At 65.2% G+C, this 26,391-nt stretch carries 27 protein-coding genes; 13 read left to right on the plus strand and 14 right to left on the minus strand.

Annotated features, from left to right (window positions below):
• Positions 1-206: 206 nt before the first annotated feature.
• From K32_RS12760 to K32_RS12775, 4 genes are all read right to left on the minus strand, one after another.
• Positions 207-1,031, minus strand: a complete 825-nt coding sequence (locus K32_RS12760) for a carbohydrate ABC transporter permease (RefSeq protein ID WP_201399903.1) — start codon at positions 1,029-1,031, stop codon at positions 207-209.
• On the minus strand, positions 1,028-1,891 hold the full coding sequence (locus tag K32_RS12765) for a carbohydrate ABC transporter permease (RefSeq protein WP_201399904.1): 864 nt from the start codon (positions 1,889-1,891) through the stop codon (positions 1,028-1,030). The genes K32_RS12760 and K32_RS12765 overlap by 4 nt, the downstream gene beginning before the upstream one ends.
• Positions 1,892-1,953: 62 nt before the next feature.
• Positions 1,954-3,273 (minus strand): ABC transporter substrate-binding protein, encoded by a 1,320-nt coding sequence (locus K32_RS12770; RefSeq protein WP_201399905.1) that lies wholly within the window; start codon positions 3,271-3,273, stop codon positions 1,954-1,956.
• Between the two features lie 35 nt (positions 3,274-3,308).
• Entirely contained in the window at positions 3,309-4,931 is a 1,623-nt protein-coding gene (locus K32_RS12775) for a GMC family oxidoreductase (RefSeq protein WP_201399906.1), read from the minus strand.
• Positions 4,932-5,158: 227 nt separating this feature from the next.
• On the opposite strand from K32_RS12775, the gene K32_RS12780 reads away from it, so the two are divergent.
• The 6 genes from K32_RS12780 to K32_RS12805 all read left to right on the plus strand — a co-directional run bounded on the left by K32_RS12780 (position 5,159) and on the right by K32_RS12805 (position 12,047).
• Positions 5,159-6,901 (plus strand): substrate-binding domain-containing protein, encoded by a 1,743-nt coding sequence (locus tag K32_RS12780; RefSeq protein WP_201399907.1) that lies wholly within the window; start codon positions 5,159-5,161, stop codon positions 6,899-6,901.
• Positions 6,902-7,006: 105 nt separating this feature from the next.
• Positions 7,007-7,792, plus strand: a complete 786-nt coding sequence (locus tag K32_RS12785) for an enoyl-CoA hydratase/isomerase family protein (protein ID WP_201399908.1) — start codon at positions 7,007-7,009, stop codon at positions 7,790-7,792.
• Complete coding sequence (locus tag K32_RS12790) at positions 7,792-8,565, plus strand: SDR family NAD(P)-dependent oxidoreductase (RefSeq protein ID WP_201399909.1); 774 nt, start codon at positions 7,792-7,794, stop codon at positions 8,563-8,565. Before K32_RS12785 ends, K32_RS12790 begins: the two co-directional genes overlap by 1 nt.
• A gap of 117 nt (positions 8,566-8,682) precedes the next feature.
• A complete protein-coding gene (locus K32_RS12795) occupies positions 8,683-9,738 on the plus strand; it encodes an ABC transporter ATP-binding protein (protein WP_201399910.1) in 1,056 nt (351 codons plus the stop codon).
• Positions 9,735-10,874: an extracellular solute-binding protein gene (locus K32_RS12800; protein ID WP_201399911.1), complete on the plus strand. Its 1,140-nt coding sequence runs from the start codon at positions 9,735-9,737 to the stop codon at positions 10,872-10,874. Before K32_RS12795 ends, K32_RS12800 begins: the two co-directional genes overlap by 4 nt.
• A gap of 15 nt (positions 10,875-10,889) precedes the next feature.
• Entirely contained in the window at positions 10,890-12,047 is a 1,158-nt protein-coding gene (locus tag K32_RS12805) for a CaiB/BaiF CoA-transferase family protein (RefSeq protein WP_201399912.1), read from the plus strand.
• Between the two features lie 85 nt (positions 12,048-12,132).
• Here K32_RS12805 and K32_RS12810 read toward each other — a convergent pair whose 3' ends face one another.
• Together K32_RS12810 and K32_RS12815 are read right to left on the minus strand one after the other, a co-directional pair.
• Positions 12,133-12,972, minus strand: coding sequence for an ergot alkaloid biosynthesis protein (locus K32_RS12810; RefSeq protein ID WP_244669482.1), 840 nt, complete (start codon positions 12,970-12,972; stop codon positions 12,133-12,135).
• Positions 12,972-13,427 (minus strand): nuclear transport factor 2 family protein, encoded by a 456-nt coding sequence (locus K32_RS12815; protein WP_201399914.1) that lies wholly within the window; start codon positions 13,425-13,427, stop codon positions 12,972-12,974. Before K32_RS12815 ends, K32_RS12810 begins: the two co-directional genes overlap by 1 nt.
• 61 nt (positions 13,428-13,488) lie before the next feature.
• Between K32_RS12815 and K32_RS12820 the strand changes: the two genes are divergently transcribed.
• Positions 13,489-14,133, plus strand: a complete 645-nt coding sequence (locus tag K32_RS12820) for a TetR/AcrR family transcriptional regulator (RefSeq protein WP_201399915.1) — start codon at positions 13,489-13,491, stop codon at positions 14,131-14,133.
• Between the two features lie 69 nt (positions 14,134-14,202).
• On the opposite strand, the gene K32_RS12825 is transcribed toward K32_RS12820, so the two are convergent.
• The 4 genes from K32_RS12825 to K32_RS12840 form a co-directional block, all read right to left on the minus strand.
• Positions 14,203-14,562: a YciI family protein gene (locus K32_RS12825; protein WP_201399916.1), complete on the minus strand. Its 360-nt coding sequence runs from the start codon at positions 14,560-14,562 to the stop codon at positions 14,203-14,205.
• Positions 14,563-14,673: 111 nt separating this feature from the next.
• Positions 14,674-15,543, minus strand: a complete 870-nt coding sequence (locus tag K32_RS12830; RefSeq protein WP_201399917.1) for a sigma factor — start codon at positions 15,541-15,543, stop codon at positions 14,674-14,676.
• Positions 15,544-15,730: 187 nt separating this feature from the next.
• The gene (locus K32_RS12835; RefSeq protein WP_201399918.1) at positions 15,731-16,036 is read right to left on the minus strand and encodes a putative quinol monooxygenase; all 306 of its coding nucleotides are present in this window, start codon (positions 16,034-16,036) and stop codon (positions 15,731-15,733) included.
• An 89-nt stretch (positions 16,037-16,125) separates the two neighbouring features.
• Positions 16,126-17,007 (minus strand): AraC family transcriptional regulator, encoded by an 882-nt coding sequence (locus tag K32_RS12840; RefSeq protein ID WP_201399919.1) that lies wholly within the window; start codon positions 17,005-17,007, stop codon positions 16,126-16,128.
• Between the two features lie 187 nt (positions 17,008-17,194).
• Between K32_RS12840 and K32_RS12845 the strand changes: the two genes are divergently transcribed.
• From K32_RS12845 to K32_RS12855, 3 genes are all read left to right on the plus strand, one after another.
• Entirely contained in the window at positions 17,195-18,043 is an 849-nt protein-coding gene (locus K32_RS12845) for an SDR family NAD(P)-dependent oxidoreductase (RefSeq protein ID WP_201399920.1), read from the plus strand.
• A 25-nt stretch (positions 18,044-18,068) separates the two neighbouring features.
• Positions 18,069-19,487, plus strand: a complete 1,419-nt coding sequence (locus K32_RS12850; protein ID WP_201399921.1) for an aldehyde dehydrogenase family protein — start codon at positions 18,069-18,071, stop codon at positions 19,485-19,487.
• A gap of 220 nt (positions 19,488-19,707) precedes the next feature.
• On the plus strand, positions 19,708-20,667 hold the full coding sequence (locus tag K32_RS12855) for an aspartyl/asparaginyl beta-hydroxylase domain-containing protein (protein WP_201399922.1): 960 nt from the start codon (positions 19,708-19,710) through the stop codon (positions 20,665-20,667).
• 112 nt (positions 20,668-20,779) lie between these two features.
• Here K32_RS12855 and K32_RS12860 read toward each other — a convergent pair whose 3' ends face one another.
• Complete coding sequence (locus tag K32_RS12860; protein ID WP_201399923.1) at positions 20,780-21,622, minus strand: helix-turn-helix transcriptional regulator; 843 nt, start codon at positions 21,620-21,622, stop codon at positions 20,780-20,782.
• Between the two features lie 97 nt (positions 21,623-21,719).
• On the opposite strand from K32_RS12860, the gene K32_RS12865 reads away from it, so the two are divergent.
• From K32_RS12865 to K32_RS12875, 3 genes are all read left to right on the plus strand, one after another.
• Complete coding sequence (locus K32_RS12865; protein WP_201399924.1) at positions 21,720-22,610, plus strand: SDR family oxidoreductase; 891 nt, start codon at positions 21,720-21,722, stop codon at positions 22,608-22,610.
• 328 nt (positions 22,611-22,938) lie between these two features.
• Positions 22,939-23,403: a flavodoxin domain-containing protein gene (locus tag K32_RS12870; protein WP_201399925.1), complete on the plus strand. Its 465-nt coding sequence runs from the start codon at positions 22,939-22,941 to the stop codon at positions 23,401-23,403.
• A gap of 74 nt (positions 23,404-23,477) precedes the next feature.
• Positions 23,478-24,512: a LacI family DNA-binding transcriptional regulator gene (locus K32_RS12875; RefSeq protein ID WP_201399926.1), complete on the plus strand. Its 1,035-nt coding sequence runs from the start codon at positions 23,478-23,480 to the stop codon at positions 24,510-24,512.
• An 87-nt stretch (positions 24,513-24,599) separates the two neighbouring features.
• Here the strand turns inward: K32_RS12875 and K32_RS12880 are convergent, their stop codons facing one another.
• The 3 genes from K32_RS12880 to K32_RS12890 all read right to left on the minus strand — a co-directional run bounded on the left by K32_RS12880 (position 24,600) and on the right by K32_RS12890 (position 26,390).
• Positions 24,600-25,442, minus strand: a complete 843-nt coding sequence (locus K32_RS12880; RefSeq protein ID WP_201399927.1) for a sugar phosphate isomerase/epimerase — start codon at positions 25,440-25,442, stop codon at positions 24,600-24,602.
• Positions 25,443-25,453: 11 nt separating this feature from the next.
• Entirely contained in the window at positions 25,454-25,792 is a 339-nt protein-coding gene (locus K32_RS12885; protein ID WP_201399928.1) for a putative quinol monooxygenase, read from the minus strand.
• A 118-nt stretch (positions 25,793-25,910) separates the two neighbouring features.
• Positions 25,911-26,390, minus strand: coding sequence for a flavodoxin domain-containing protein (locus K32_RS12890; protein WP_201399929.1), 480 nt, complete (start codon positions 26,388-26,390; stop codon positions 25,911-25,913).
• Between the last annotated feature and the right edge of the window lies 1 nt (position 26,391).

The raw sequence follows: 26,391 nt of genomic DNA on the forward strand, positions 1-26,391 counted from the left end.
ACGGCCGCGCAGAAGACTACGGGCCGAAGCGCGCCGACTATCTCGATGGGGAATTGACTAATTCGGTCCAACGACCGGCGGCTTGCCGGGCCGAATTGGGGTCGCGACCGTTCGAGAAACAAAAAACCGCCGAACCCGGCAGGCGTGGCTGCAGGGTTCGACGGCTTTCGTGAAGGCTCAGGATTGGGGGATCGCGGGCCGCGATCCTATTTGACCGCGCCCATCGCCAGACCGCTCACCAGATTGCGGCGCAGCAGGGCGACGATAACGACGACCGGCAGGCTGCTCAGCAGCGCTGCGGCGGAGAGCTCGCCCCAGTTGACCGCCAGGTAGCCGGTATATTCCGTGGTCAGGAATGCCGGCAGCGTCTGGACGTTGAAGCTCGATAGCGTCAGCACGAAGAACAGATCGTTCCACGAGAACAGGAACGCCAGTCCGGCGACGGTAACGATGCCGGGACGGGCCATCGGCAGGACGATGTCGACCATGATCCGGAACCAGCTGGCGCCGTCGATGATGCCCGCCTCCTCGACTTCCTGCGGGATCTTCTGGAAGAAGGTGCGCAGCACCCAGACGACGACCGCGAGCACCAGCAGGACGTGGGCGATGCCGAGGGCGAGCCGCGTATCCAAGAGGCCGATATAGTCGAAGACCCGCGCCAGCGGCACGATGATGACCACGGCCGGCAGCATCTTCGTCGAGAGGATGAAGTGCGCGATGTCGTTCTTGCCGCGGAAATCGAACCGCGTCAGTGCATAGGAGAAAGGCACGCCGAGCAGCAGGCCGAGGCCGACGCCGATCGCGGTGACGATGATGCTGTCGACGAAGGCCGACAGGAAGGCGGGATTGCCCAGCACGGCGCGATAATTGTCCAGCGTCGGCGTGAACAGGATCTTCGGCGGCACGACGTTGAAATCGAGCGGGCTCTTGAACGACTGCAGCGCCATCCAAAGCACGGGAGCCATGAAGAAGATCGCCGCGAAAACAAGCCAGGCGATCGCGATGCGGCGGGCCAGTGGTGAATGCGTCATTCCGTGTCTCCCTTGGCAATGCGGTCGCCGGCATAGCGCGTGCACAGGACCGTCGAGATCAGCAGCCACAGGCCGATGACGCTGGTGATCGCCGGGCGATAGAACTGGAAGGCTTCCTTATAGGCGCGCAGCACGAGCGTCTCGGTCGACGAGCCGGGGCCGCCCTGCGTGATGATGTAGGTGGTGTCGAACGCCTTGAAGGCTTCCATGAAACGGAAGATCGCCGTGATGATGAGGACGTTGGTCAGAAGCGGCAGGCTGATATCCCAGAGCTCGCGCAGCGGGCGCGCGCCGTCGATCGTCGCCGCCTCATGCACATCCGGCGGCAGCGAGCGGAAGCCGGCATGCAGGATCAGGAAGCAGAAGGGCGTCCACTGCCAGACATCCACCAGGATGACGGTGAACAGCGCCGTGCTGCTGTCCGTCGCCCACGAAAAACCGCTGACGCCGATGAAGCTCAAAAGATGATTGGCGATGCCAGATGTCGGCTCGACGATGGTTCTCCAGATGAGACCCGAGGCCGCCGGCATGATCGCCAAGGGAATGATGAAGACCGACAGGAAGAAGTCCTTACCGCCGCGCACGAACTCCATCGCATAGGCGATGCTCAGCCCGAACAGGAACGAGACGACGGTGGAGGCGACGGTGAATTTCATCGTGACGACGACATTGTTCCAGAAATCCGCCTGCCGGAGCAGATCCAGGAACATCGTCGCGCTCAGGGAGAAGGCCTGACCGGAATCGGGCGCATGGAAGGCGATGTAGAACGTGTAGAGCGTGGGATAGAGCAGCAACGCAAACAGCGCGATGACGACCGGCGCGGTCAGAAACAGGGGGAAGTAGGTATTTTGCCGTAGCATTGAAGATCCTCACGAGAAGCAGTTGCCGGCGCGAGGCGCCGGCAACCTGTCGCTTCGCCCACTCAGTGATTGAGTGCTTTCCGCCAGACGCCCGCGGCGTCCTTCATGGCCGCGTCGGCCGTGGTTTCGTTCAGGATCGTCTTCTGGACACCCTGGCGCAGCGCATCGACGAGCTGCAGGAACGAAACATTGGCGCGGGTCAGCACGGCCGTCTTCAGGGTCGTCTGGACGCTGTCGATGAACTCAGGCCCGAACTTTTCCTTGAGCTCCGGCTGATCCCACGACGAGGCGCGGGCACCCAGCACGCCGGCGCGCGCCAGCTCGGCCTGGACCGGCTTCGACGTCGCCCACTGCATGAAGAGCCAGGCCGCCGGCTTGTTCGCCGTGCCGTTGCTCATCGAGATGGTCCAGTACTGCGAGTTCGAATGCGGGCCCTTCGGACCGGCCGGGAACGGCGCGACGCCGATCTTGTCGCCGATCGTGGACAGCTTGGGATCGACCAGGCGCGGATAGATCACCGACGCGTCGATGAACATCGCCGCCTGGCTCGACAGCATCGCCGTGTTGATCTCGTCCCAGTCGTAGTTGGTGACGCCCTTCGGCGCGTATTTGGCGAGATCCGCATACATCTGGATCGCCTGCACCGTCTCCGGCTTGTCGAGCGCGACCTTCAGGTCGGCGTCCAGATAGTCGCCGCCATAGGAGCTCACCACGCCGTAGAGCGGCCACCAGAGGGCCGGACCACCGCGAACGGTGATGCCGCTCATCTTGCCGCTTTCGGAGATCTTCTTGGCGGCGGCGAGCAGTTCGTCGAAGGTCTTGGGAACGGGGATGCCGAGCTCGGACAGGACGTCCTTGCGGTAGATCAGGAGCTGCGATTCCGCCGTCACCGCCAGATTGGCGAAGGGCGTATTGCCCATGACGGCCGCCTGCTGCGCGCCGGGGAAGAAGTCGTTCCAGTCGTACCAGGCCGCATCCGTCAGCTTCGGATCGTCCATGTACTGCTTGATCTCGGCGACCCAATGCTCCTGCGCATATTTGGGGGCTTCATAGATCTGCGTCATGAAGACGTCGAACTTGAACGTGCCGGCGGTCAGGTCGGCCGGAACCTTGGTCAGAAACTGCTTTTCCGGCAGCTTGCGCAGATCGACCTTGATGCCGGTCAGGCTCTCGAACTGCGGAATGAGCGGCTCGATCGCCTCCTGCCAGGGATGGCGGGTCAGCAGAACCTTGACGGTCTCGCCCTTGAACTGCTGCCAGTCGATGTTCGCCGACTTGAAGTCAGCGTCCGTCACCGCCAGGGCGGGCGACGCGCTGATGGCCATGCCGGCGCTCGCCACGGCGCCCAGCAGGAATTGCTTACGTGTCAGTCCAGTTTTCATCTCTATCCTCCCAGATGATCTGTTGAACAGTGACTTCAGGGCCGCCCCATCATGATGTCGACGGCGCGGTCGGCGGCCGCCATGACCGGCGCGTTGGTGTTGCCGCAGACGAGATTCGGGAAAAACGAGGCGTCGAAGACGCGCAGCCCCTCCACGCCCTTGACCTTGAGGTCGGGCGTCAGCACAGCCATGGGGTCGTCCTCGCGGCCCATGCGGCAGGTGCCGACCGGGTGGTAGTTGGTCTTGACGGTCCGGCGGCAATGCGCGGCGAGCGCCTCATCGCTGGTGACGTCCGGACCCGGCAGAAGCTCGCGGGTGGCGATCTCGGCCATCGGCGCAGTCTTGAACACCTCGCGCGCGAAGCGCAGCCCGGCGATCGAGATCCGCATGTCCTCGGGATGTCCGAGATAGTTCGGATTGACCAGCGGCATCGCCCTCGGATCGGCCGAGCGCAACTGCACGCTGCCGCGCGCCTTCGGCCGCGCGAGGCAGGAATGCAGCGTGACGCCCGGAACGTCCGGAAGCGGCGTCACGTCGCGATCGAGATAGACGGCGGGAATGCAGTAGAACTGCAGCGTCGGCTCGCGGCCGGCCTGGTCGTTGGGCGCCCGTTCGGGATCCACATAGGCGCAGACATCGCAGCCGATGGAATTGACGGGGCCGGTTCCGAACAGGAGATACTGCAGCCCGTTCATGATCATCTTCAGGCCGGTATCGTCGTGGTGATAGCCGTAGCCGGGCAATGCCTGCGAGATCACCGGCACTTCATGGTGGTCCTGCAGATTGTTGCCGACGCCCGGCGAATCCACGCGCACGTCGATGCCGTGCTGGCGGAGATGCTCGGCCGGGCCGATGCCGGACAGCATGAGCAGCTTCGGCGTCACATAGGCGCCGGCCGTCAGGATGACTTCCGTGGAGGCGTAGGCGGTCGCCCTGCCCGACGGGCCCTCATAGTCGATGCCGACGGCGCGGCTTCCTTCGAAGATCAGCCCCATGGCGCGGGCGTTCGTGCGCACGACGAGACGGCTGTCGCCCTCGACCGCCGACAGGAAAGCCTTCGTGGCGTTCGAGCGCTTGCCGTCGCCGATCGTCGTCTGCATCCAGCCGACGCCGCGCTGCTCGCCGGAGTTGAAATCGGGGTTGTACGGGAACCCCATTGCCTGCAAGCTCTTCACGAAGATCCGGCTCGTCTCGCAGGTGTACCGGACATCCGACACCTTCAGCGGACCGCCATGCCCGTGCGCCTCATTGAAGAAGCGGTTGTTGTCTTCCTGCTTGCGGAAATGCGGGAGGATCTCGGAATAATTCCAGCCGCTGTTGCTGCCGGTCACCGCGCCCCATTCGTCATAGTCGGACGGACGGCCGCGCATGTAGACCATGCCGTTGACCGTGCTGCCGCCGCCGAGAACCTTCGCCTGCGGAATGACATGCACGCGGCCGCCAAGCTGGTCCTGCACCGTCGTCTCATGACGCGTCACATAACGGCCGCCGTCGAGCAGCTTCACGAAGGCTGCCGGCATCTTCATGAGCGGGTGCCGGTCGCGACCGCCTGCTTCGAGCAGGAGCACCCGCGCGCCGAAATCGGCCACCAGGCGCGCCGCCGTCACGCAGCCCGCGCTGCCGCCACCGACGACGATGTAGTCAAAATTCTCTCTCATGGCCCCTCCCGGAGCAGGCGGCTTTTATCTTGACGCGCGATTGATCAAATTGATCACTTTGCACGTGCATTCCGTGATGAATTTGCGTAAATACACACAGGAAACGATCACACGCAACAGCATTTTTCGATCACATTTCCGGAAGCGATCAAATTCCGTGAAGAATCGTGCTTGTTATGATCATTTTCTAATGCTACAGCCTACGAACATCCAAAACGGTGATCAATATGATCAAATCGATCAAAACAGGGCGGGAAGACGCTATCCTCGCTCTGCTGGCAGAGAAGAAGCGCGCGACGATCTGGGACTTCTGCTCCCATATCGAAGGCGTCTCTGCCGTCACGATCCGCCGTGACATCGCCCGGATGGCCGAGGCGGGACAATTGCTGCGCACGCATGGCGGGGCGGCGCTTCTGCCGGCCGGCGCCTCTCCGGAAGCGCCGGGGCGCGAGGCGAGCGACTACTCCGACGCAATCAGCGACGTGGATGCGATCATCCTGCCGCCGATCGAAGGCCGGGGCGCCGATACGCTGCGCATGATGGCGCGCCGTCGCTCCATTCCCTTCCTGGCCGAATCTTCGCCGCAGGCCGGCGGTGTCTATCTGGGGCCGGACAATTATGCTGCCGGCCACGACCTCGGCCGTCTCGCCGGGCACTATTTGTCCGATCGGCTGAGCTCGGTCAGCCTTCTCCTGATATCGCTCAGCGAACTCGCCAACACGCGCCAGCGCGGCGAAGGCTTCCTGGCGGGACTCAAGGAGACCTTTCCCGGCGATATCCAGGTGTCGAAGGTCGAAGGGCACGGCAGCTATGCGCACTCGCTGCGCGTCAGTTCCGATGCTTTCGAGACACGGCGCGACATCAATGTCGTGTTCGGCGTCAATGATCATTCGATCATGGCCGCGATCGAGGCCGGCGAGCGGCTGTCGATCGCGCCGCTGTTCGCCTTCTCCGTCGGCGGCGAAGGCAGCGCCCTGTTCGATCTGATCGCCCGCGGCGGCAAGCTGACAGCGTGCGCGGCGCTGTTCCCCGAGGTCGTGGGAACGCGCGCCATCAACGCGCTGGCGGCCGCTCTGAACGGCGGCCCGATGCCGGCGGAGATCGAGACGCCGCACCACGTGCTGACATCAGACAATCTGCGCGAGTTCTATCAGCAGGAAGCGGGACGCTGGCGGCTGAAGGAAACCGCCCGCAAGGCGCTCCTCGGCGGCGAGGAGCCCGTCACCCGGATGAGACGCCCGGCCTCGGTCGGCTTCGTCCCGCACTATCCCGCCCATAGCTGGTATCGCGCCATGGAAAGCGCGATGCGCGAACGGGCGACCGCCCTCGGCCTCGAACTACGGGTCGTCGCGCCGCAGGCGGGAATTGCGCAGGAAATCGACGCGCTCCGCGCGGTGATCGCCAAAGCGGCGGTTGCGAAGATCCAGCCCGGTGAGACGGTGCTGGTGAATTCGGGGGTGTTCTGCCCCTATCTCAGCGCGGAGCTCGAGAAGCGTACCGACGTGACGATCGTGACGAACTCGCTCCACCTGATGGAGCAGCTCTGCGGTCCGACGGCGCCCAAGGTGATCATGACGAGCGGCGAATACCAGCCGTCGCATCACTGCATGGTGGGCCCCAGCCTCGGCGCGCTGTTCGAGACGCTGCGGGTCGATCGGGCCTTCCTTTCGGTGGACGGCATTTCGGCCGGCTTCGGTGTCTCGTCCGTCGACGAGCGGCTGGCGCTGGCGGCGCGGCGCTTCATTTCCGCCTCGCGCGACGTGTGCATCCTGGCGGACCATTCGCTGGTCGGCCTCGAGAAGAACCACCGGATCGCAGGGCTATCACAGCTTACTGAAATCATTACGGATTCTGGATCCCTGGCGAGCGATCGCCTGGAGTTTGCGGCGGCCGGCATGCGTGTGACGCTGGCCGATCACAAGATGGAGAATGCACCGGGCGAGCCCGATGCATGGGAGAGCGCATCGTGAGCATTTCAGCATAAGGCTGACACCGGAACTCTGAGTTCCGGGAATGACCGACATCGACAGCAAGACGAGGCCCAGCGCGCCCTGCGCGTCTGGGAATGGCGAAGCATGGACGAAAATCTGATACTGCGTGAAGAGCTCGAGCCCGGAATAGTCAGGCTCACCTTTAACCGGCCCGAGAAGCTCAACGCCCTGTCGACGCCGATGATCCGGCTCTTCAGCGATCATCTCGAGCAGATCGAAGGCGATGCGTCCGTGCGGGTCGTCATCCTGGCGGGCGCCGGCGGCAAGGCCTTCGTGGCCGGCGCCGACATCGCCGAATATCGCGGCAACCGGCACAAGGAATTCGTCGCCTACCAGCTCGAGAGCCGCCAGGTCTTCGACCGGCTGGAAGCGCTGTCCAAGCCCGTGATCGCGGCGATCGACGGCTATGCGCTCGGCGGCGGGTTCGAGATCGCGCTTTGCTGCGACACCATCATCTGCTCGCGCAGCGCGCGCCTCGGATTGCCGGAGGGGCTGCTCGGCCTGTCGCCCGGCGGCGGCGGCACGCAGCGCCTGACCCGCGCGGTCGGACGCTACGTCGCCTCCGACATCATGCTGGGCGCCTGGCGCATCTCCGGCGAACGCGCCCACCAGCTCGGTATCGCGGTCGAGATCTGCGACAGCGAGGCCCTGTTCGACGTCGTCCTGCAGCGCGCCCGCGGCATGCTCAAATGCGCGCCGCAGGCCCAGGTCCTGATGAAGCGGCTGATCCGTCAGGGCGGCGACGCCGCCCTGCCCGTCGCCCAGTCGCTGGAGCAGGAATACCTCTTCCGCCTTTACCAAACCGACGACGCCCAGGAAGGCATCGATGCCTTTCTGGACAAGCGCGCACCTGACTTTCGGGGGATTTGATGCCACTCCTGCTTGCTGACAAGACAGCGATCATCACCGGCGCCGGCATGGGCATCGGCCGCGCCTGCGCCAAGGCCCTTTCGGGCGCCGGCGCGTCCATCGTGATCGCCGATATCGACGAGGCGGCGGGCCGCGCCGTCGAAGCGGACATCGTCGCCGCCGGCGGCCAGGCACGTTTCGTCCGATGCGACGTCAATGTCATGGCCGATGTCGCCAGCACGGTGGAAACAGCCAAGGAAGCCTTCGGCGGCATCGACATCCTGGTCAACAACGCCGCGCGCGCCATCGGCGGCGCTGTCGACGAAATCGACGAGGACAGCTGGAACACGGTCCTTTCGACCAACTTGACCAGCGTCTGGCGTTTCATGCGGCTCTGCGTTCCGGAGATGAAGGCGCGCGGCGCCGGCGCGGTCGTCTCGGTGTCCTCGGTGCAGGCCCTGACCGGCTTCGCAGGATGGGCCGCCTACGCCGCCGCCAAGGGCGGGATCAACTCGCTGACCCAGCAGGCCGCGCTGGATCTGGCGCCGCACGGCATCCGCGTCAACGCGGTGGCCCCCGGCACGATCATGACGCCGCTCAACGAGAAGATCTTTAAGGAGCACGCCCATCCGGAAGAGCTGATCCGGACCTGGAACCAGGCGCATCCGCTGGGACGCTTCGGGCAGCCGGAAGAAGTGGCGGAGGCGGTTCTGTTTCTGGCGTCGCCGCAGTCGTCCTTCATCACGGGCACCATCGTCCGGGTCGACGGCGGCCTGCTGATCAAGGGCGAGTAGGACTGGGAATCAGGCGGCGCAACACCATTCGCGGCGCCCGTTCCCCCGAAGGTCGAACGTCAGGCCGGCACGGTTTTCGATGCCCGTCGAGACGGGTCTTCTTGGAGGAAATTCATCATGGCGACAGTAACGCTCGCAAACCTGAACAAACAATGGGGCACGTTTACCGGCGTCAGCGATCTCTCCCTCGATATCGCGGACGGTGAATTCCTCGTGCTGCTGGGCTCGTCGGGCTGCGGCAAGACGACGACCATGCGCATGATCGCCGGCCTGGAAGAGCCGACCTCGGGCGACATCCGGATCGACGGCAGGCTCGTGAACGGCGTTCATCCGCGCGATCGCGATCTGGCGATGGTGTTCCAGAACTACGGCCTCTACCCGCACATGTCGGTGGCGGAGAACATCGCCTATCCGCTGAAGATCCGAGGCGTCGGCCGGGCCGAACGCACGAAGATGGTGCAGCAGGCGGCCGAGCGGGTCGAGCTGAATGCCCTTCTCGACCGCAAGCCGTCGGCGCTTTCCGGCGGCCAGCGCCAGCGCGTCGCCCTCGCCCGCGCCCTCGTGCGGACGCCGAAGCTGTTCCTGATGGACGAGCCGCTCTCCAATCTCGACGCCAAGCTCCGGACGGTCATGCGCGCCCAGCTCAAGCATCTGCAGAAGGAGCTGGCGACGACCACCATCTATGTCACGCACGACCAGGTCGAGGCGATGACGCTTGCCGACCGGATCGCCATCATGCAGGGCGGCAAGCTCCAGCAGGAAGGCACGCCGGCAACGATCTACTCCAAGCCCGCGAACACCTTCGTCGCCGGCTTCATCGGCTCGCCGCCGATGAACCTGATCGAGGGCGAGATCGCCGACAACCGCTTCTCGCACCCGAACGGCCATGTCGCCCTGTCGTTCCCGCCCGCATCCGGCAAGGTCATCCTCGGCCAGCGGCCGGAGGACATCGCGCTTTGCGCCCACGACGCGTCGGAACTGCGGGGCATCGTCTACGCATCCGAGCTCCTCGGCGATTGCACGATGGTCTGCGTCCAGCTCGGCAGCGCCTTGGTCAATGTCCGCGTCGCGCCGGAAGAAGGCCGCAGGATCGGCGAGCCGGTCGGCATCCGCCTCAACCCGGACAAGCTCCATTTCTTCGACGCCAAGACGACGCAGCGGATCGGAGCATGACGCTTTTCAAGGGCCTGACCTGGGATCACCCCCGGGGCTACAACGCGCTGGCCGCGGCCGCTGACGATGTCCGGAAAGCGACCGGATCCGCTCTGATCGACTGGCGGAAGCAGCCGCTCGAAGGCTTCGAGTCGCATCCGATCAAGGATCTGGCCGACGCGCACGACCTGCTCGTCCTCGACCACCCCCATCTCGGCGAGGCGGCCGCCTATGACCGCCTGCTGCCGCTGGAGGAGGTGTTCTCCAGCGACGAGATCGAGCAATGGAAGAAGCAATCCATCGGCCCCGCCATGGAGAGCTATATCTGGCAGGGCCACGCCTATGCACTGCCGCTCGACGTGGCGACACAGGTCTCCGTGCGCCGGCCGGATCTCTGCCCGAACCGTCCCGATAGCTGGGCCGATGTGCTGGCGCTGGCCGAGACCGGCAAGGTAGGCCTGTCGCTCGGCGGGCCACACGCCCTGCTCTCGTTCTATTCGCTGTGCCTGTCGCTTGGCGCAGAGCCCGGCCAGGACAGTCTGATCGACCAGTCGACGGGGCTGGAGGCGCTGGGCATTCTCCAGTCGCTCTACGCGCATCTCGACAAGTCGCTGGTCCTGCTCAACCCGATCCAGCTTCTGGAGACGATGAGCCGGGAGGACCGCCTCGGCTACATTCCGCTGATCTACGGCTATGTCACCTACAGCACGCCGGGGCAGCGTCCATTCCAGCTCGCCTTCGGCGAGGCCCCGCATGCCGGCCAGGGTCGCCGCGGCAGCGTACTGGGCGGGACCGGTATCGCGCTGACGAAGCGCTGCGCTCCCAACGACAAGCTGCTCGATCATCTGCGCTGGCTGATGCGAGAGCCGACGCAAAGCACCTTCATTCCGCGCCATGACGGGCAGCCCTCGGCACTGGCCGCTTGGGCGGATCCAGAGGTGAACGCAGCCGCCGGCCGGTTCTATCTCGATACGCTCGAGACGGCCTCGACGGCCTGGGTCCGGCCGCGCTTCGACGGCTACATCGCCTTCCAGAACGCCGCCTCCGGCATCGTCCGGCAGACGCTCGCCGGCGAGTTCGACCATGGCGCCGCCCTCGATCAGATCGAAATACGATGGAAGCACGCGCGCAGCATCGCGCGTGGTCCGCTTGCCTAGTTGGGAGATATGGAAATGACACAAAAGGCATTGGACAACATTACCGTCCTCGACTTCAGCCATCTGCTGCAGGGGCCTTTCGCGACTCAGCTGCTGGCCGATCTCGGCGCGAACGTGATCAAGGTCGAGCGCCCCGGAAAGGGCGACCTGTTCCGCAGCCTCACCTTCAACAACCAGTGGGTCGGCGGATCGGAAAGCCCGAATTTCCTCGCCTGGAACCGCAACAAGCGGTCCCTCGCGCTCGACCTGAAGGATCCGCGCGCCAAGGAGATCATCTACAAGATCGTCGAGACCGCCGACGTGGTCGTACAGAACTTCCGCCCCGGCGTGCTGGACCGCCTCGGCTTCGGTTATGCGGATCTCGCCCGCATCAACCCGCGCATCATCTACTGCTCCGGTTCAGGCTATGGCGATAGCGGACCGTATGTGACGCGTCCCGGCCAGGACATGCTGCTGCAGGGCCTGACCGGCATCGCCGCCGCCACGGGCCGCGCCGACGGCCCGCCCGTCCCGGTCGGATCCGGCTTCGCCGACCAGATCGGCGCGATGAACATGGTCTACGGCATCCTGAGCGCGCTGCTGTGGCGCGAGCGCTCCGGCGAGGGTCAGGAGATCAAGGTCGATCTCCTCTCCGCCCTGCTCGCGCATCAGGGCCAGGAAATGCTGATGGCCATGAACTTCAACAAGGATTTCCAGCGCCCGAATTCCGGCATCGGCCACCCCGGCATGGACGCGCCCTTCGGCGTCTATCCGACGAAGGATGGCTGGGTCACCGTCGCGATGAGCCCCTACAAGACGTTCGTCGGCATCCTCGGCGACGAAAGCCTGCTCGCCTATGACGATCCGAAGACGCTGTTCGACCAGCGCGACGAGATCTGGGGCAAGCTCGCGGCGCTCACCAAGACCTGGACCACGCACGACCTGATCGAGGCCCTGCTCGCGGCCGACATCTGGTGCGGCGAAGTGAAGACGCATCTGCGTGTGGCGGAAGACCCTCAGGTCCAGCACATGAACGCCATCACGAGCTACGAGCACCCGAAGGCGGGAACGGTCAAGGTCGTCGCGCCGGCGGTCAAGTTCAGCAAGACGCCGGCCACGGTGGAACGCCCGGCGCCGCTGGTCGGCGAGCACACGGAAGAAATCCTGCGCGAATACGGCCTGGACAAGCTCTGAGCCGGTTCGCCGGAGCGCGCCCCTGATCCGGCGCGCGCTATGGAAAAGACAATTCGGGCGCCCTTCGCGCCCGAATTGTCGCCCGTCAAAGCCAGGCGTCGCGCACGCGCCCGGCATAGGCGACAAAGTCGTTCGGCGGCCTGCCCGTCACGGCTTCGACATCGGGCGACAGCCGATCCTCGGCGCCGGACGCGATCCAAATGTCCATGCCGGCGAGGATCGCGGCATAGTCCGGATGCATGCCGGCCGCGCCGAAGCGCTCGACCAGCGCGCCTTCGCTGAGATTGACGTGCCGCACGCCCGCTCCGATCGCGGCTCCGACGATCTCGGCAACGTCGCCATAGCTCAGCGCGCGCGGTCCGGTCAGGACGAGGTCCCGGTTGAAGGACACGTCGCGCGTCAGGGCTTCGACCGCCACGGCGGCGATATCCTCGACGTCGATGAAGGGCACCCGCCCCTCTCCCGTCGCCGAGAAGATCGCCCGTTCGTCGCGGATCGTCGGCAGATGTTGCTGCTCGGAGAAATTCTGCATGAACCAGGTCGGACGCAGCACCGCCCATTCCGGCGCGTGCTCCTCCAGATAGGCGTGCACAGCCCCCATCATCGGGCCTCTCTTCGGGAGCGACGAGGCGCTGAGCAGCACGTAGCGCCGGATCCCGATCGCCAGCGCACGATCGAGGAAGGGCTGCATGGCCCGCAGCGATTCCGGCGCATCGGTCGGCGCCACCAGATAGACCGCCTCGCGGTTCGCCAGCGCCGCGTCGAAGGTCGACGGATCGTTCCAGTCGAAACGGATGCCGCGCAAAGCCCGGGCGTCGGCGCCGCGGCGCGAGGCCAGGCGGACATCATGGCCGGCCTCGGCGAGGCGGGGCGCGATGCGGCGGCCGGTCTTGCCGGTGCCGCCGGTCAGGAGGATGTTCGCCATCACTGCCTCCCGAGCGCCGCGTTCAGCGCGTCGAGGCCGCCGACGGCGTCGATGACAACAAGCGGGTTCCAGTAGTCGCGATAGCGCGCGATCCGGCCGTCCTTGAGCGTGATCACCGAAATGTAGCGCTGGTCATAGGGCTGGCCCGTCTTCAGGCCGAGCCCCTCGCAGCCGAATTCCAGGATCACGACATCCGCGTCGCGCGTGAAATGGACCGTCGGGTCGGTCATCCGGTCGATGGCGAGGATGTCGACGAACCGTCCGAGATAAGCGGCCAGCGCCTCGCGCCCTTCGATCCGGCGGACATAGCCGGCCGGCGCATAGGGAAACTCCATCACGCCATCGGGCGCCATCATCTCCACGAAATCGCCGGCTGCCGGGTCCAGCAGCGGTCCGAGCGCCCGCTGCAGCATGTCGGAAAAGCTCGACAGTTCGGTTGTCTTGTTCGTCGTCATCGACTACTCCTGCATGGAAACGATAGAACGATACCGTTCCGTACATATAGGATTGACGACGATGATACGCAACCGTTCCGACGAAGAGGACCCTGCTCCGCCACGGCGCACGCCGAGCGGCGCGGCCGTGATGCAGGTCGCGAAGACGGAAGCGATCGAGCGGGCGCTGTTCGAGGAATGGGCGACGACCGGATATGCGGCGCTGAGCATGGAGGCGATCGCCAAGCGGGCCGGCGTCGGCAAGGCCGCGCTCTACCGCCGCTGGCCTTCCAAGCTGGCCATGGTGTCCGATGTGATGACGCGGATCGGAACCGAGCTGATTGAGGCGCCCGATAGCGGCGATCTCCGGCGCGACCTCCATCTCCTGCTGCGGCAGCTGCGCCGGGTGCTGCGCCACCGGACGATCGGCCTGATCCTCCCCGATCTGCACGCCGAGATGCCGCGCAATCCCGAGCTCGCCGACGCCGTCCGCGCGACCCTGCAGGTCGCCCGCCGGGACAAGGCCAAGGTGGTGTTCCGCCAGGCCATCGCGCGCGGCGAACTCGCCGCCGACATCGATCTCGATCTCGCCGCCGATCTGGTCGGCTCCATGATCTACTGGCGCCTCGTCGTGACGCGACAGCCGGCCGACGAGGCTTACCTTCACACGCTGGTCGACCTCATCCTGCGGGCGCTCGGCTACCGCGGTCGCGACGCGACGGGCTAGAGCCCCGCTTCAAGGAAGCGGCGCTCCAGCCTATGTCTCATCATGCGATGGGAAGACGCAGTCGCGGCGTCACTGAAAGTCCGACATCTCGTAGAGCGGCCGGATTTCGATCTCGCTCGGGCCGAGCATCGGATTGGGGCAACGCTTCACCCAGGCGACCGCCTCGTCCATGTCCTTGACCTCCCAGAGCCAGTAGCCGGCGACCAGCTCGCGCGTCTCGGTGAAGGGTCCATCAATGACCGAGCGGCTGGGACCGTCGAAGGCGACGCGCTTGCCCGCCGACGAGGGCTTGAGGCCGTCGGCGGAACGCAGGATGCCGGCCTTTATCAGCTCCTCGTTGTACTTGCCCATCGCCTCGAACAATTCCGCCGAGGGAAGCGTTCCCTTTTCGCTGTCCTCGGTAGCCTTCACGAAAACCATCACGCGCATCGTCTGCATCCTTGTTTGAAACGGCTGTCTCAGCCTCACATCGGAACGACGAACGGGACTTTCGAAAATCGACATCCGGCCGAACTGCAAGCGCCTCTTTCGCGAAATCCCCTAGCCGAGCCGCACCCAGTCGATGGACTCGAGCACATAGGGCGCGAACACGAAATCGCGGATCGCGGCGATCTTGCCGTCCGACCAGTCGACCAGGACAAAATGCGCCGGCTTTTCCATCGGGCCGGTGCTGTCGAAGACCAGCATGGCCGGCCTTCCCTCCACCGCGCCGAGGGCAAAGCGCCATTTCGGGATTTCGGAATAGCGGGTGAAATAGATATTGACGCTGTCGCGGCCTTCCCGCCGCAGCCGGTTCACCAGATCGAGCTTCACGTCGTCGGCGAGCATGGCGCGGATGGCGTCGAAATCGCCGCTGCGGAATAGCTCGACATAGGCAGCGAGCCTCCGCCGGTCGGGATCGGACATCAGCGGCAACCGGGTGTCCTCCGGCGCGTCGGCGAGCAAGCGCAGCGCCACGCGGCCGCGCTGAAGCGCCGATTTGGCCGCCGCCGGCGAGCAGGCGGCGATGCCGGCGATCTCCTCGACCGAGTGCCCCAGAACGTCCTTCAGGATTACCGCGCAGCGCTGCAGCTCCGGCAGAAGCAGGAACGTCCGGAAGCCGATCGCGACGATATCCGCCTCGGGGATCGGCGCCGCCTCGACGTCCTCGGTGAGCGGGACGACGTTGCTCCGCGCCCGCCCACGCAGAAAGTCGAGGCTGGCATTGTGGGCGATGCGGAACAGCCAGCCCTCGAGATTGTCGACCTCGGCGCCCTCGGCCCGCGCCTGAAGCGCCTTGACCAGCGCGTCCTGCAGGACGTCCTCGCCATGGATCGCCGATCCGGTCATGCGCGCGCAATAGCGGTGGAGGCGCGGCCGCAACGCCGTCAGGCGATCCTCGAATGCGTCGATATCTGCGTCGGTGCTCATGAATCGGAACCCATGGATTGGGGCCTGTGACGCTGCCGCGCGCCCGGCTGGGACCGGGCACCGAACTCGATCAGGATACGCGACAGATCGGCCGGTTGCGACCGGCACGGCGAATGGTGTTTGGCAATGCGCGGCGTTTCGCGCCGCGGTCTCCCCTCGCCCGCCGATGCGGGCAAGGGGAGCGCGTTCAGACGGTTTCGCTCAACACCGCCGAGCCCAGAACCGAATCCAAGCTCGCGATCGCGGCGATCTTCGGGAAGTAGGCCTTCATGCGCGGGTCATTGCGCATCGCCTCGATCGCCGCGGGGCTTTCCCATTCGGAGTAGATGACGACGCCGGCGCCGTCCTTCGCGGCGATCAGCCGGGTCGTCTTCCAGCCCTTGAGCGTGCGGATGACCGTGTCGGTGCTCTGCTTCAGAAGCGCGAGCAGCGCCTCCTGCTTGCCGGGTTCAACTTTGAGCAGGTTGATCAGGATGACGGGTTCGTTGGACATGGCGTGTCTCCTTTCAGTCCAGACACAGCCAAGACGATCCGGCGGGCGGAAACGGATCGCGCCGCCGGAGATTTTTTTTACGAACACCCTCAGCGCTTGTGGCGCATCACATCGTCGAGCGGGGCTGAGCCGAAGAGCCGCTTGTATTCGCGGCTGAACTGTGACGGGCTCACATAGCCGACCTTGTCCGACGCCGTGGTGGCGCTGGCGCCCGTATTCAGCATGAGCTGGCGCGCCGCCTGCAGGCGAAGCTGCTTCTGGTATTGCAGCGGGCTGGTGCCGGCGACCTCGCGGAAATGCTGGCGGAAGCTGGTCGGGCTCATGCCGACCCGCGCCGCGAGGCTGTCGATCGCGGACCTTTCGACGAAATTGTCTCGCAGCCAGCGCATAGCGTTGGCGATCTTCTGCTTCGGCGACCCCACGATGAGCTGGCGGCGCAGCACCGGTCCATGCGCGCCGCTGACCAGCCGCAAGGCGATCTCCTTCTCGATCAGCGCGGCAAGCGACCGCTGCAGCTGCGGCTCGCGCGAGAGCGCCAAGAGGCGGATCAGCGCCTCGACCAGGCCGGGATCGGCGGGCGCCAGCGACAGCGGCGGAACGCAATCATCGGCGGCCGGCGTCCCCTCGATTTCCTGCGCGGCTTCCACCAGCCGCGCCGCGTCCAGCTTCAGGAACAGGATCAGCGACGGCGATCGCGCGCTGGCTTCCAGGATCTGCGACATGACGGGCATGTCGAGGGTCACCAGCAGCGTGCTGCCCATCTCGTAGTCGACAATCTGGTCGCCATAGACGGCCTGCTTCTTGCCGCCCAACGGCACGATCAGGCCTCGCGGATAGACGCAGGGCATCGGCCCGTTCGTTCCATGCTGACGATGGAGCGAGAGGTTCGGAATTTCGGTCGGAAAATCGCCTTCGCCGGTGGCGATGCCGAGGGCGGAAGCGGCGAGTTGCTGGCAGAGAGCTTTGACCATTGGACTTTCCAAACCGGGGCTGCGATCGAACATGCCGCCCGTCGATTTCGCCGACAATATGCCCAATCCGACATTTCCGCCAAACAAGTCGGATCGGGCAAATAACTTGTCAGTCTGGGCAGGCAGGGCGTGCTGGCAGGCCCCATGTACCGTTCATCCTGGATCCATACGCAGTGGGGATGACGACATGTCTGCACAGAAATACTTCCTGACCGGCGCCTCTGGCGGCCTCGGCCTGGAGCTCGCCCGGGCCATCCTGGCGAAGAGTCATACGGTAGTCGCCGCCGTGCTGCGTACCGACGCCATGGCGGAGCTCGCTCGCGAATTCGGCGACCGCCTCGTGGTCGAGCGGCTCGATGTCACCGACCCCGCCCAGATCCGCGACGTCGCCGCCCGCCATGCCGATGTCGACGTCATCATCAACAATGCCGGCGGCGCGGTGATCGGCGCGATGGAGGAGCTGAGCGACGCCGAGGTCAAGCAGCAGCTCGACCTGAACCTCGTCGGCCCGATCAATGTCACCCGTGCCTTCCTGCCCGCCCTTCGCGCGAAGAAGAGCGGCCGGATCGTCTACATCACCAGCGTCGGCGGCCGCGTCGGCTTCGCCAGCGGCGCCATGTACCACGCCGCCAAGTTCGGGCTCGAAGGCTTCGCCGAGGCGACAGCGCAGGAAATCGCCGAATTCGGCATCCACACGCTGATCATCGAGCCCGGCTCGATGAAGACCAACTTCCAGGCCAATATCCGCTGGACGCAGGAGACCGACGCCTATCGCAACTCGGCCGTCGGCGCGGTGCGCCGCTACATCGAGGAGCATGGCGAGGCGAACACCGCCGGCGATCCGGTGAAGATCGCCGACGCCATCTACGAGCTCACGCAGCAGGCTGAACCGCCGCTCCGCACCGCGCTGGGCGTCGACACCTTCGCCACGCTGCAGAAGGCCTACAGCGACAGTCTGAAGACGCTGGAGGCGCAGAAAGCGCTGGCCCAATCCGTCGCCTTCGAGGGCAAGACCGGCTTCATGCCGAACGCCTGACCCAATCCTGTTGCGGACGATCCCCATGAAAAAGCTCGACAAATTCTACATCGACGGCGAGTTCGTTGCCCCGCACGGCACGGCGACGCTCGATCTCTTCAACCCCGTGACCAACGCCAAGGTGGCGGAGGTGGCGCTCGGCGACGCGGTCGATACGCAGCGCGCCATCACCGCGGCCAAGGAAGCGCTCAAGACCTTCTCGCAGACGGGCAAGGCAGAGCGCATCGAATGGCTGGAAAAGATCCACGCCGCTCTCTCCCGCCGCAAGCAGGACCTGATCGACGTGATGGTCGACGAATATGGCGGCACCACCGGCTTCTGCTCGATGATCATGCCGGCCAGCATCGACGACTTCAAGGAAATGGCCGGCGTGCTGCGCGATTTCGATTTCGAGCCGCGGACCGGCCGGGCGAGGACGCGGCTGCAGCCGGTCGGCGTTGTCGCCGTGGTCATCCCCTGGAACATGAGCAACGGCTTCATTTGCACGAAGCTCGCCTCCGCCCTCGGCGCCGGCTGCACCGTGGTCATCAAGCCGAGCGAGCTCAGCGCGCAGCAGACGCAAGTGATGATGGAATGCCTGCATGACGCCGGCCTGCCCAAGGGGGTCGTCAACATCGTCAACGGCATGGGCGACGTGGTGGGCGCCGAGCTGACGCGCAACCCGGACGTCAACAAGATCACCTTCACCGGCTCGACCGGCGTCGGCAAGATCATCGCCAAGGGCGCGGCGGACACGATGAAGCGCGTCACGCTGGAGCTGGGCGGCAAGTCGCCCAACATCATCCTGGACGACGCCGATTTCGCCGAGGCGATCCCGCAGGCGATCTTCGCCGCCTACCTCAACAGCGGCCAGGCCTGCGCGGCCGCCACGCGCCGGCTGGTGCCGGCGGAGCGGCTGGACGAGGTCAACGCCATCGCAAGGGCGACGCTCGAGAACGTCGTCAAGGTGGGCGACCCGAAGGACCCGACCGTCAATGTCGGCCCGATGGTCAGCCGCAAGCAGTTCGAGCGGGTCGAGGACTATATCCGTATCGGCCTGGAAGAAGGCGCCACGCTGCTCGCGGGCGGCGAAGGCAAGCCGGAAGGCCTGGGGCAGGGCAATTTCGTCAAGCCGACCGTCTTCACCAACGTGAAGAACTCGATGCGCATCGCGCAGGAAGAGATCTTCGGCCCAGTGCTCAGCATCATTCCCTATGCCGACGAAGCCGACGCGATCGCCATCGCCAACGACACCGCCTATGGCCTCTGCTCCTATGTCACCTCGGCCGACAAGGCGCGAGCCTACCGGGTGGCGGGCCAGATCGACGCCGGCCGCGTCTGCGTCAACAACGAGCTGCATGATCCGCTGGCGCCGTTCGGCGGCTTCAAGCAGTCCGGCTTCGGCCGCGAATACGGCGTCTTCGGCCTGGAAGCCTTCCTCGAGCCCAAGGCCATCATCGGTTGAGAGCGGCCGTTCGCGCTGAACGATCGCGGGAGGAAGCCCTCGGGCTTGCCTCCCGCGTATCAACGCGATCGCGCGGCGCAGACGGCAGAGCGTCAGCGGCGGGTGGGGTGCATCGATACCCAGAACTTCCTGCGCGGAACGCGCCCGACGCCCGGCCGCGCAATGCTGCCGCAACCGTCCATCTCCACGGTGGCCCGAGGGGGCCTACCGAGGAAGAAATATGGAAGTTCTTGCGATCATTCTCATGTTCGCTGCCGCGAGCGTCGTCTACGTCTACCGGTTCCGGGGCGAAGCTCGCTACCAAAGCCTGTCCGAGTACTTCCGCAAGGGGTGGCCCATCTTCGCCCCGTTCAATTGCGTGCTCTACATGACCACGCGTGCTCACGGATCGAAGGCCATCCTCGATCCGGCCGAGTTCCCGGAAATCGAGCGCCTGCGGCAGAACTGGCAGACGATCCGGGACGAGGGGCTCCAGCTTGTGCGCCAGAGTTATTTCGACGCCACCAAGCGTCCCGGCACGGCCGGCTCCTACGATGTCGGCTTCCGCACGTTCTTCAAGTATGGCTGGAGCCGCTTCTATCTCAACTGGTACGGCTACACGCACCATTCCGCGCGACGGCTCTGCCCGAGGACGGTTGAAATCCTGGCGACGGTGCCCGGTTTGCACGGCGCCATGTTCGCCCTGCTCCCGGGCCGCTCGCAGCTCACGCGACACGCGGATCCCCTCGCCGTATCGCTGCGCTGCCATCTCGGCCTCGCCACGCCCAATTCGGACGCCTGCTTTATTAACGTCGACGGACAAAACTTGAGCTGGCGCGACGGCGAGATCCTCCTGTTCGACGAGACCTACCTGCACTATGTCCGCAACGACACGGACTCGGATCGCCTGATCCTGATGTGCGACATCCGCCGGCCGCTGAACCCTGTCGGCGCGCTATTCAATCTCGTCTACCACCGGCTGACGCAGGCCTCGATTGTCCCCAATACGCCGGAAGATCATCGCGGCCTGGCCAACCGGATCTTCGCCGAACTGGCGCCCGTATTGGCTCGGTTCCGATCCCTCAAATCAACGAACAGGCGAGCCTATTACGTCATGAAATGGACCCTGAACATCGTCCTGCTCATCCTGCCGATCGTGCTGATATTGCTCCTGATAAGCCTGATCCTCGGGCTGACATGAGGCCAAATTCACGGCCGGTTCGCTCTCGCTCCTGATCCCCGGCGAATGCGGCAAGGCGGACGCAGGAGGCCGTTGGGGGCACCCCTCCCCCAACGGCCTCCCGGCGCGAAGCTCAGGCCTGCTGCGGCGGCTCCGGCGAACGCAGCAGCGACCGGATGCGGGCGGCGTCGGCGGGATCGACCGGGTTGTAGACGATCATGCCGAGATCCGGCCGGCCATCGACGGCGAAGCCCGAATATTCGAGCTCGATCGCCCCCAGAACCGGGTGGCGAAGGCGCTTGGTGCCTTCGCCATGGAAGCGCACGTCATTGTCGCTCCACAACGCCTCGAACTCCGGACTGGTCGCGCACAGCTCCCTGACGAGTTGCGTGACCTCCGATATCGCGCCGGCGCGCGCCGCATCCGCCCGGAAGGCGCTGACGACGAACTGCGCGATATCGTCCCAATCCTGCTGGGCGCCGCGCACGCGCGAATTGCCGAAGACGAGGCGCAGGATGTTGCGTTCGCGCGGCGGCAGCTTGCCATAATCCGTCAGGACCAGCGCCGCCGCGCGGTTCCAGGCAACCACGTCCCACGTCGCCGTCTTGATGATCGCCGGGCTGGTCTCCATCGCGTCGAGCAGCCGTTGCAGGCGCGGCGTGACGGTATCGGCCGCCTTGTACCGCACCTCGGGCGGCCGGCCGAGCGCCAGCATGAACAGGTGCTCGCGCTCCGCTTCGGTGAGCATCAGCCCGCCCGCGATGCGGTTCAGGACGTCCGGCGACGGCGCGCCACCCCTGCCCTGCTCCAGCCAGGTGTACCAGGTCGGGCTGATATTGGCCCGCTGCGCCACCTCCTCGCGCCGCAGGCCCGGTGTCCGGCGACGCTGTGCCGAGAAGCCGAAGGCGGCGGGATCGAGCCGGGTGCGACGGTCCCGCAGGTAGTCGCCTAGCGCATTCCGGGGGGTATCGGTCATCCCGAGCCTGTTAGTCATTATAATAGGAAAAGGTCACTACTTTTACTGGATAACAGGATAGGAAAAACAGGATCGCATCTGCAATGGAGAATTCAGGATGCGTGTTTTCCTTACTGGATCGACCGGCTTCATCGGCTCGAAGATCGTCCCCGAACTGATCACGAACGGCCACCAGGTCCTCGGCCTCACGCGCTCGGACGCGGGTGCCACTAGGCTCGCGGCCATGGGCGCCGAGACCCATCGTGGCGATATCGAGGATCTGGAAAGCCTGAGAAGCGGCGCGGCGGCCTGCGATGGCGTGATCCACACCGCCTTCGACCACAATTTCGAGAATTTCATCGAGAACTGCCAGAAGGACCGGCGCGCCATCGAGGCGCTGGGATCGGCGCTCGCTGGCTCGGACCGGCCGCTGGTGATCACCTCCGCCACGGCGATGGGCACGGCGAAGCCGGGCGAGCCCGCGACGGAGGACTTCTTCAATCCGGACTCGCCGAACCCGCGCGTCGCCTCGGAACTGGCGGGACGGGCGCTGTCGGAGCGCGGCGTCAACGTCTCGGTCCTGCGCCTGTCGCAGATCCACGACCGCCGCAAGCAGGGCCTCGTGACGGACGTGATCGAACTCGCCCGCAAGAAGGGCGTCTCCGCCTATGTCAGCGACGGCGCGAATGCCTGGTCGGCCGCGCATCTCTCCGATACGGCGCGGCTCTTCCGGCTGGCGCTGGAGCGGCGGGAGGCCGGCGCGCGCTATCACGCGACCGCCGAGGCGGCGATCCCGTTCCGCGAGATCGCCGAGGCGATCGGCGCGACCCTGGGCGTGCCGGTGCAATCGATCCCGGCAGATGCGGCCGCCGAACACTTCGGCTGGCTCGCGGCGTTCGCGAGCAAGGACATGTCGGCTTTCAGCACGCGCACCCAGGTGCGGCTCGACTGGCACCCGCGGGGAGCGGGCCTACTCACCGATATCCGCAACCTGGAACACGTAGGCTGACCATCGAAACCGTCATGAGGCCGGCTCCGTCGCGGGTCGGCCTCATGAGCCTGCAGAGCGGGAGTGTCGTTGAGAGAGGTGTCTCACGTTGTCAAATTGGCACGCGAGCCTAGTTAGACGCCCTTTCATTCGACGATTTCCGGACTGACGTGGCGATATGACTACGTTGACAGCGACCCTTCCGAACTTTACCAATCATCCAAACATTCCGGCTCGAAGGGCGGGAAGGATGAGACACGGCGACCCGGGTTTCGGCAAGCCTCATGGACTGGGCCGGCTCACTTTGCATGTTAGGGTGAAGCGGCAAGAGGTGGAAAGAATCGCGTCAATGCGGCTGGTAATTCTCTTCGGCACGGAATCCGGAACCGCCGAATTCGTATCGGGTGAGCTGGAAGCCAAGCTGAGTTCTTCGTTCGATGTTTCGGTTCACGATCTGGCCGAGTACTCGCTCTCTGACTTCGACCCCGCCGATTTCTACGTGCTAGTCTGTTCCACCTATGGCGAGGGGGATCCTCCGCTCAGCGCCCGCCCCTTCCTCGCGGCACTGGCGAGCGAGACGCCCGACCTGACAGGCATCCGCTTCGCCGTTTTCGGCATGGGCGACAGCAGCTACGGGGAAACCTATGGGCGCGGCAGCGAGGTTGTGGCGGAGCGCCTCGAGGATCGCGGCGCCAGGCGTGTCGGTCCCTATGGCCGGCACGACGCTTCCGGGCGGGACGACGCGAGCGACGCCGCCCTGGAATGGATCGACGACATCGTGCCCCTGGCAACGGATCACGCTAGAGCCGCTTAGCCCTTAGTCTGGAAAGTGCGAAGAAAATGGCAGGACGGGTCAGAAAACAGGAACAGGCGACGGCCGAGAAGCCTTTGCAGCGGGCAACGATGCGCGACGTCGCGGCCCTGGCGGACGTCAGCATCAAGACCGTCTCGCGGGTCATCAACAAAGAGAAGTACATCTCCGAGACGATCTCGCGCCGCGTGAACGAAGCGATCCAGCGCCTCAACTATCGACACAATCTGGCGGCCAGCCAGCTCCGCGCCGGCGTCAATTCGTCGGCCGTCGGCGTCATCCTCGTCGACATCTCTAACCCGTTCTCCGCCGCCGTCCACCGGGCCGTCGAGGACGTCTTCCGCGAGACGGGCATCGCCGTGTTCCTGGCGTCGACCGATGAAGAAGCGGATCGGGAAAAAGCCGCCGTGCACGCCTTTTCGAAGCGTCGCGTCGACGGCTTCGTCATCATGCCGGCAAGCCATGACCAGGGCTACCTGCTCTCCGAGATCGCGGCGGGAACCCATGTCGTCATCATCGACCGTCCCCCAGCCTATCTGAACGTCGATTTCGTCGTCTCCGAGAACCGGAAGGGAGCCAGGCTCGGCGTCGATCACCTGATCCGCCACGGCCACCGGCGAATTGGCTTCATCGGCGACTGGCCGACCGTCGCGTCGTCCCAGCTCCGCCTCGCCGGCTATGAGGACGCGCTCGCCGCCGCCGAAATCGAACGGGATCCCAGGATCATACTGCAGGGCTTTGCCGACGCCGCCGCCGTGCAACAGGCGACGGAAAATCTCCTGGCCGCCGACGCCGGCATCACCGCCCTCTTCGTCGCGCAGAACGCGCTCTGCGCGCCGGCGATGCGCGCCGTGTTTGCCCGCGGCAAGCGCAAGGAGATCGCCATCGTCGGTTTCGACGGGTTCGACGGCGCCGACCTGATTGAGCCCGGCCTGACCGTCATCGCGCAGGATCCCACGCTGATCGGCAGGACCGCCGGAGAGCTGCTTCTGCGGCGCATGAACGGGGAGAATCCGGAGCCGACCGGGCAGATGCTCGACACGCATCTGATCGTCCGGGGTTCGGGCGAAATCCCCGGACCATTCCGGGTGAAGGATGCTTCCCTCGCCTGAGCCGGAAAAAGGATGACGGCGAGGTTGCCCCTCGCCGTCTCATCTCTTTGTCGCCCCCTGCCCGCCTCGTGACCGACGACGATCGCCTCAGGCGGCGTTCGAGGCCTGCGCGGACCAGAGCTCGCGCACCAGCGCCATGAGGTCCAGGGCCTCGTTCCATCGGTCGGTCGTGTCGTTTCCGTCGCGACCGGTGATGGCATACGGCTTCGGCCCGAGCTCGCAACAGAAGGCCAGCGCAGCCGTGGGAGCGGCCTTGCGTCTCCAGTTGTCAAACCCGTAGCGCCACCAGTGGCAGAACAGGTCGAGCCACATGCGATGATGCGGGAAGGAGATCTCGACCTGGATCTGCTCGTGCGAGGCGACGCGGCCGTGATAGGCGCCGGCATGATCCATGATCTTCTGCATCATGGCATGGTTTTCCTGCGAGACCGGAAAGGCGAACTCCCGCGCGACCAGATAGTGCGAGAGATCCGCGATCAGCCGCATTTCCGGAACCCGCGCGAGCAGGTCGAGCGTGAAGTCGAGATCCATCGTCAGCCGGTCCCGATGCGTCTCGAAATAGACCGCGAAATCGACCTCGCTGGCGAGATCCATCCATCCCTCGACAAGGGCCGCGGCCTCGCCGAGGCTCCGGGTCCGGCTGTCCGCCTGGATGTTCAGATGCAGCACCGGAAATTCGGTGCAGATTTCCAGCACCGGCTTCAATTCGTCGACCGTCTTCGGGAAGCAGATGCCTTCCACCTGCATGCCGGTCCCCGCCATCGTCGCGGTTGCCCGCCTGGCGACGTCCCGGTCGACCCAATGCGAGTTGATGCCGTCAAAGCCCGCTTCGGCGATCTTCCGGATGTTCTCTTCGATCGACGGCTCGAAACCGTCCGTATGGCGACGCTCCATCGCCCAGAGCGACTGCAGTACGAGTAGTTTTTGCATGGCTCTGTCGCTTACGGCTCGACGCCATCTTCGGGCGCGGTCAGGGGATCGAGGAAGGTGAGCTCCGTTCGCGGCTCGACGATGTACGGGGCGACCCGGACGTTGAACTCGGCGCAGTGCGGCGTCGCGATATGGGCTTCGAAGGCAGCGCGATCGCGGTAGATCTCGCAGACGAAGAACCGGCTCGGCTTCTCGCGGTGCGTGTAGCAGGTGAAGTCGATATTGCCCGGCTCGCTCCGAACGTCTTCCGTGAACTTCGCCAGCAAGCCCTTCACGACGTCTTCCTTGCCGGCGACGGCGGTAAACTCCGCATAGAGAATGTGAGGCGGCTTCGTATTGGCCTGGGTCATGATATTGGATCCGTTTCCACTAAGGGGGCGCCAGGATGCGGCGTCGCAGGACATCGCCGGCAGGTGCCCCTCGTCGTTCTGATGGTCGGCAGCCGCCGGCGAGGACGCGCCGGACGGCCTAGGCAGCATCCGATTGAAGAAGGTCGCTTCCGGCCAGGGCGATCGGCAGGATGGTGTCGATCCATTCGATGGCAAGGTCGCTGGGATGATCGCGGCCGGAGGCATCGTGGCGGCCATAGTCGCCGACCCGCGTCGCGCCGTGCTTCTCGAGCAGATCCGACACGACCAGGCAGCCCTGGCAGTAGGTTTCCTTGTAGCTGCTGTCGCCCATGCCGAAGGCTGCGAACCGGATGTCCGTGAGATCGGGCGCTTCCGCGCTCATCGTGCGAAGGAACGGAACGGCGGAAGCCGGCGCATCGCCCTCACCATAGGTTGAGCAGACCAGAACGTAGAAGCTGTCCCGATCGAACGCCGCCGGCGAAACCTGGGCCAGATCGGAAATCGATACCTCGTGCTCGGCGGCGAGCTTGTCGGCGACATCGTTCGCGACGAACTCGGCGGTGCCGGACTCGGTACCAAAAATGACGACGAATTTCATG

It is taken from the genome of Kaistia sp. 32K (assembly GCF_016629525.1).
Lineage (GTDB): Bacteria > Pseudomonadota > Alphaproteobacteria > Rhizobiales > Kaistiaceae > Kaistia.

Excerpts from the sequence above, each read along its gene's own strand:
- K32_RS12760 (WP_201399903.1), bottom strand. The coding sequence starts at position 1,031 with ATGACGCATTCACCACTGGCCCGCCGCATCGCGATCGCCTGGCTTGTT.
- K32_RS12765 (WP_201399904.1), bottom strand. The coding sequence starts at position 1,891 with ATGCTACGGCAAAATACCTACTTCCCCCTGTTTCTGACCGCGCCGGTC.
- K32_RS12770 (WP_201399905.1), bottom strand. The coding sequence starts at position 3,273 with ATGAAAACTGGACTGACACGTAAGCAATTCCTGCTGGGCGCCGTGGCG.
- K32_RS12775 (WP_201399906.1), bottom strand. The coding sequence starts at position 4,931 with ATGAGAGAGAATTTTGACTACATCGTCGTCGGTGGCGGCAGCGCGGGC.
- K32_RS12780 (WP_201399907.1), top strand. The coding sequence starts at position 5,159 with ATGATCAAATCGATCAAAACAGGGCGGGAAGACGCTATCCTCGCTCTG.
- K32_RS12785 (WP_201399908.1), top strand. The coding sequence starts at position 7,007 with ATGGACGAAAATCTGATACTGCGTGAAGAGCTCGAGCCCGGAATAGTC.
- K32_RS12790 (WP_201399909.1), top strand. The coding sequence starts at position 7,792 with ATGCCACTCCTGCTTGCTGACAAGACAGCGATCATCACCGGCGCCGGC.
- K32_RS12795 (WP_201399910.1), top strand. The coding sequence starts at position 8,683 with ATGGCGACAGTAACGCTCGCAAACCTGAACAAACAATGGGGCACGTTT.
- K32_RS12800 (WP_201399911.1), top strand. The coding sequence starts at position 9,735 with ATGACGCTTTTCAAGGGCCTGACCTGGGATCACCCCCGGGGCTACAAC.
- K32_RS12805 (WP_201399912.1), top strand. The coding sequence starts at position 10,890 with ATGACACAAAAGGCATTGGACAACATTACCGTCCTCGACTTCAGCCAT.
- K32_RS12810 (WP_244669482.1), bottom strand. The coding sequence starts at position 12,972 with ATGGCGAACATCCTCCTGACCGGCGGCACCGGCAAGACCGGCCGCCGC.
- K32_RS12815 (WP_201399914.1), bottom strand. The coding sequence starts at position 13,427 with ATGACGACGAACAAGACAACCGAACTGTCGAGCTTTTCCGACATGCTG.
- K32_RS12820 (WP_201399915.1), top strand. The coding sequence starts at position 13,489 with ATGATACGCAACCGTTCCGACGAAGAGGACCCTGCTCCGCCACGGCGC.
- K32_RS12825 (WP_201399916.1), bottom strand. The coding sequence starts at position 14,562 with ATGCGCGTGATGGTTTTCGTGAAGGCTACCGAGGACAGCGAAAAGGGA.
- K32_RS12830 (WP_201399917.1), bottom strand. The coding sequence starts at position 15,543 with ATGAGCACCGACGCAGATATCGACGCATTCGAGGATCGCCTGACGGCG.
- K32_RS12835 (WP_201399918.1), bottom strand. The coding sequence starts at position 16,036 with ATGTCCAACGAACCCGTCATCCTGATCAACCTGCTCAAAGTTGAACCC.
- K32_RS12840 (WP_201399919.1), bottom strand. The coding sequence starts at position 17,007 with ATGGTCAAAGCTCTCTGCCAGCAACTCGCCGCTTCCGCCCTCGGCATC.
- K32_RS12845 (WP_201399920.1), top strand. The coding sequence starts at position 17,195 with ATGTCTGCACAGAAATACTTCCTGACCGGCGCCTCTGGCGGCCTCGGC.
- K32_RS12850 (WP_201399921.1), top strand. The coding sequence starts at position 18,069 with ATGAAAAAGCTCGACAAATTCTACATCGACGGCGAGTTCGTTGCCCCG.
- K32_RS12855 (WP_201399922.1), top strand. The coding sequence starts at position 19,708 with ATGGAAGTTCTTGCGATCATTCTCATGTTCGCTGCCGCGAGCGTCGTC.
- K32_RS12860 (WP_201399923.1), bottom strand. The coding sequence starts at position 21,622 with ATGACCGATACCCCCCGGAATGCGCTAGGCGACTACCTGCGGGACCGT.
- K32_RS12865 (WP_201399924.1), top strand. The coding sequence starts at position 21,720 with ATGCGTGTTTTCCTTACTGGATCGACCGGCTTCATCGGCTCGAAGATC.
- K32_RS12870 (WP_201399925.1), top strand. The coding sequence starts at position 22,939 with ATGCGGCTGGTAATTCTCTTCGGCACGGAATCCGGAACCGCCGAATTC.
- K32_RS12880 (WP_201399927.1), bottom strand. The coding sequence starts at position 25,442 with ATGCAAAAACTACTCGTACTGCAGTCGCTCTGGGCGATGGAGCGTCGC.
- K32_RS12885 (WP_201399928.1), bottom strand. The coding sequence starts at position 25,792 with ATGACCCAGGCCAATACGAAGCCGCCTCACATTCTCTATGCGGAGTTT.
- K32_RS12890 (WP_201399929.1), bottom strand. The coding sequence starts at position 26,390 with ATGAAATTCGTCGTCATTTTTGGTACCGAGTCCGGCACCGCCGAGTTC.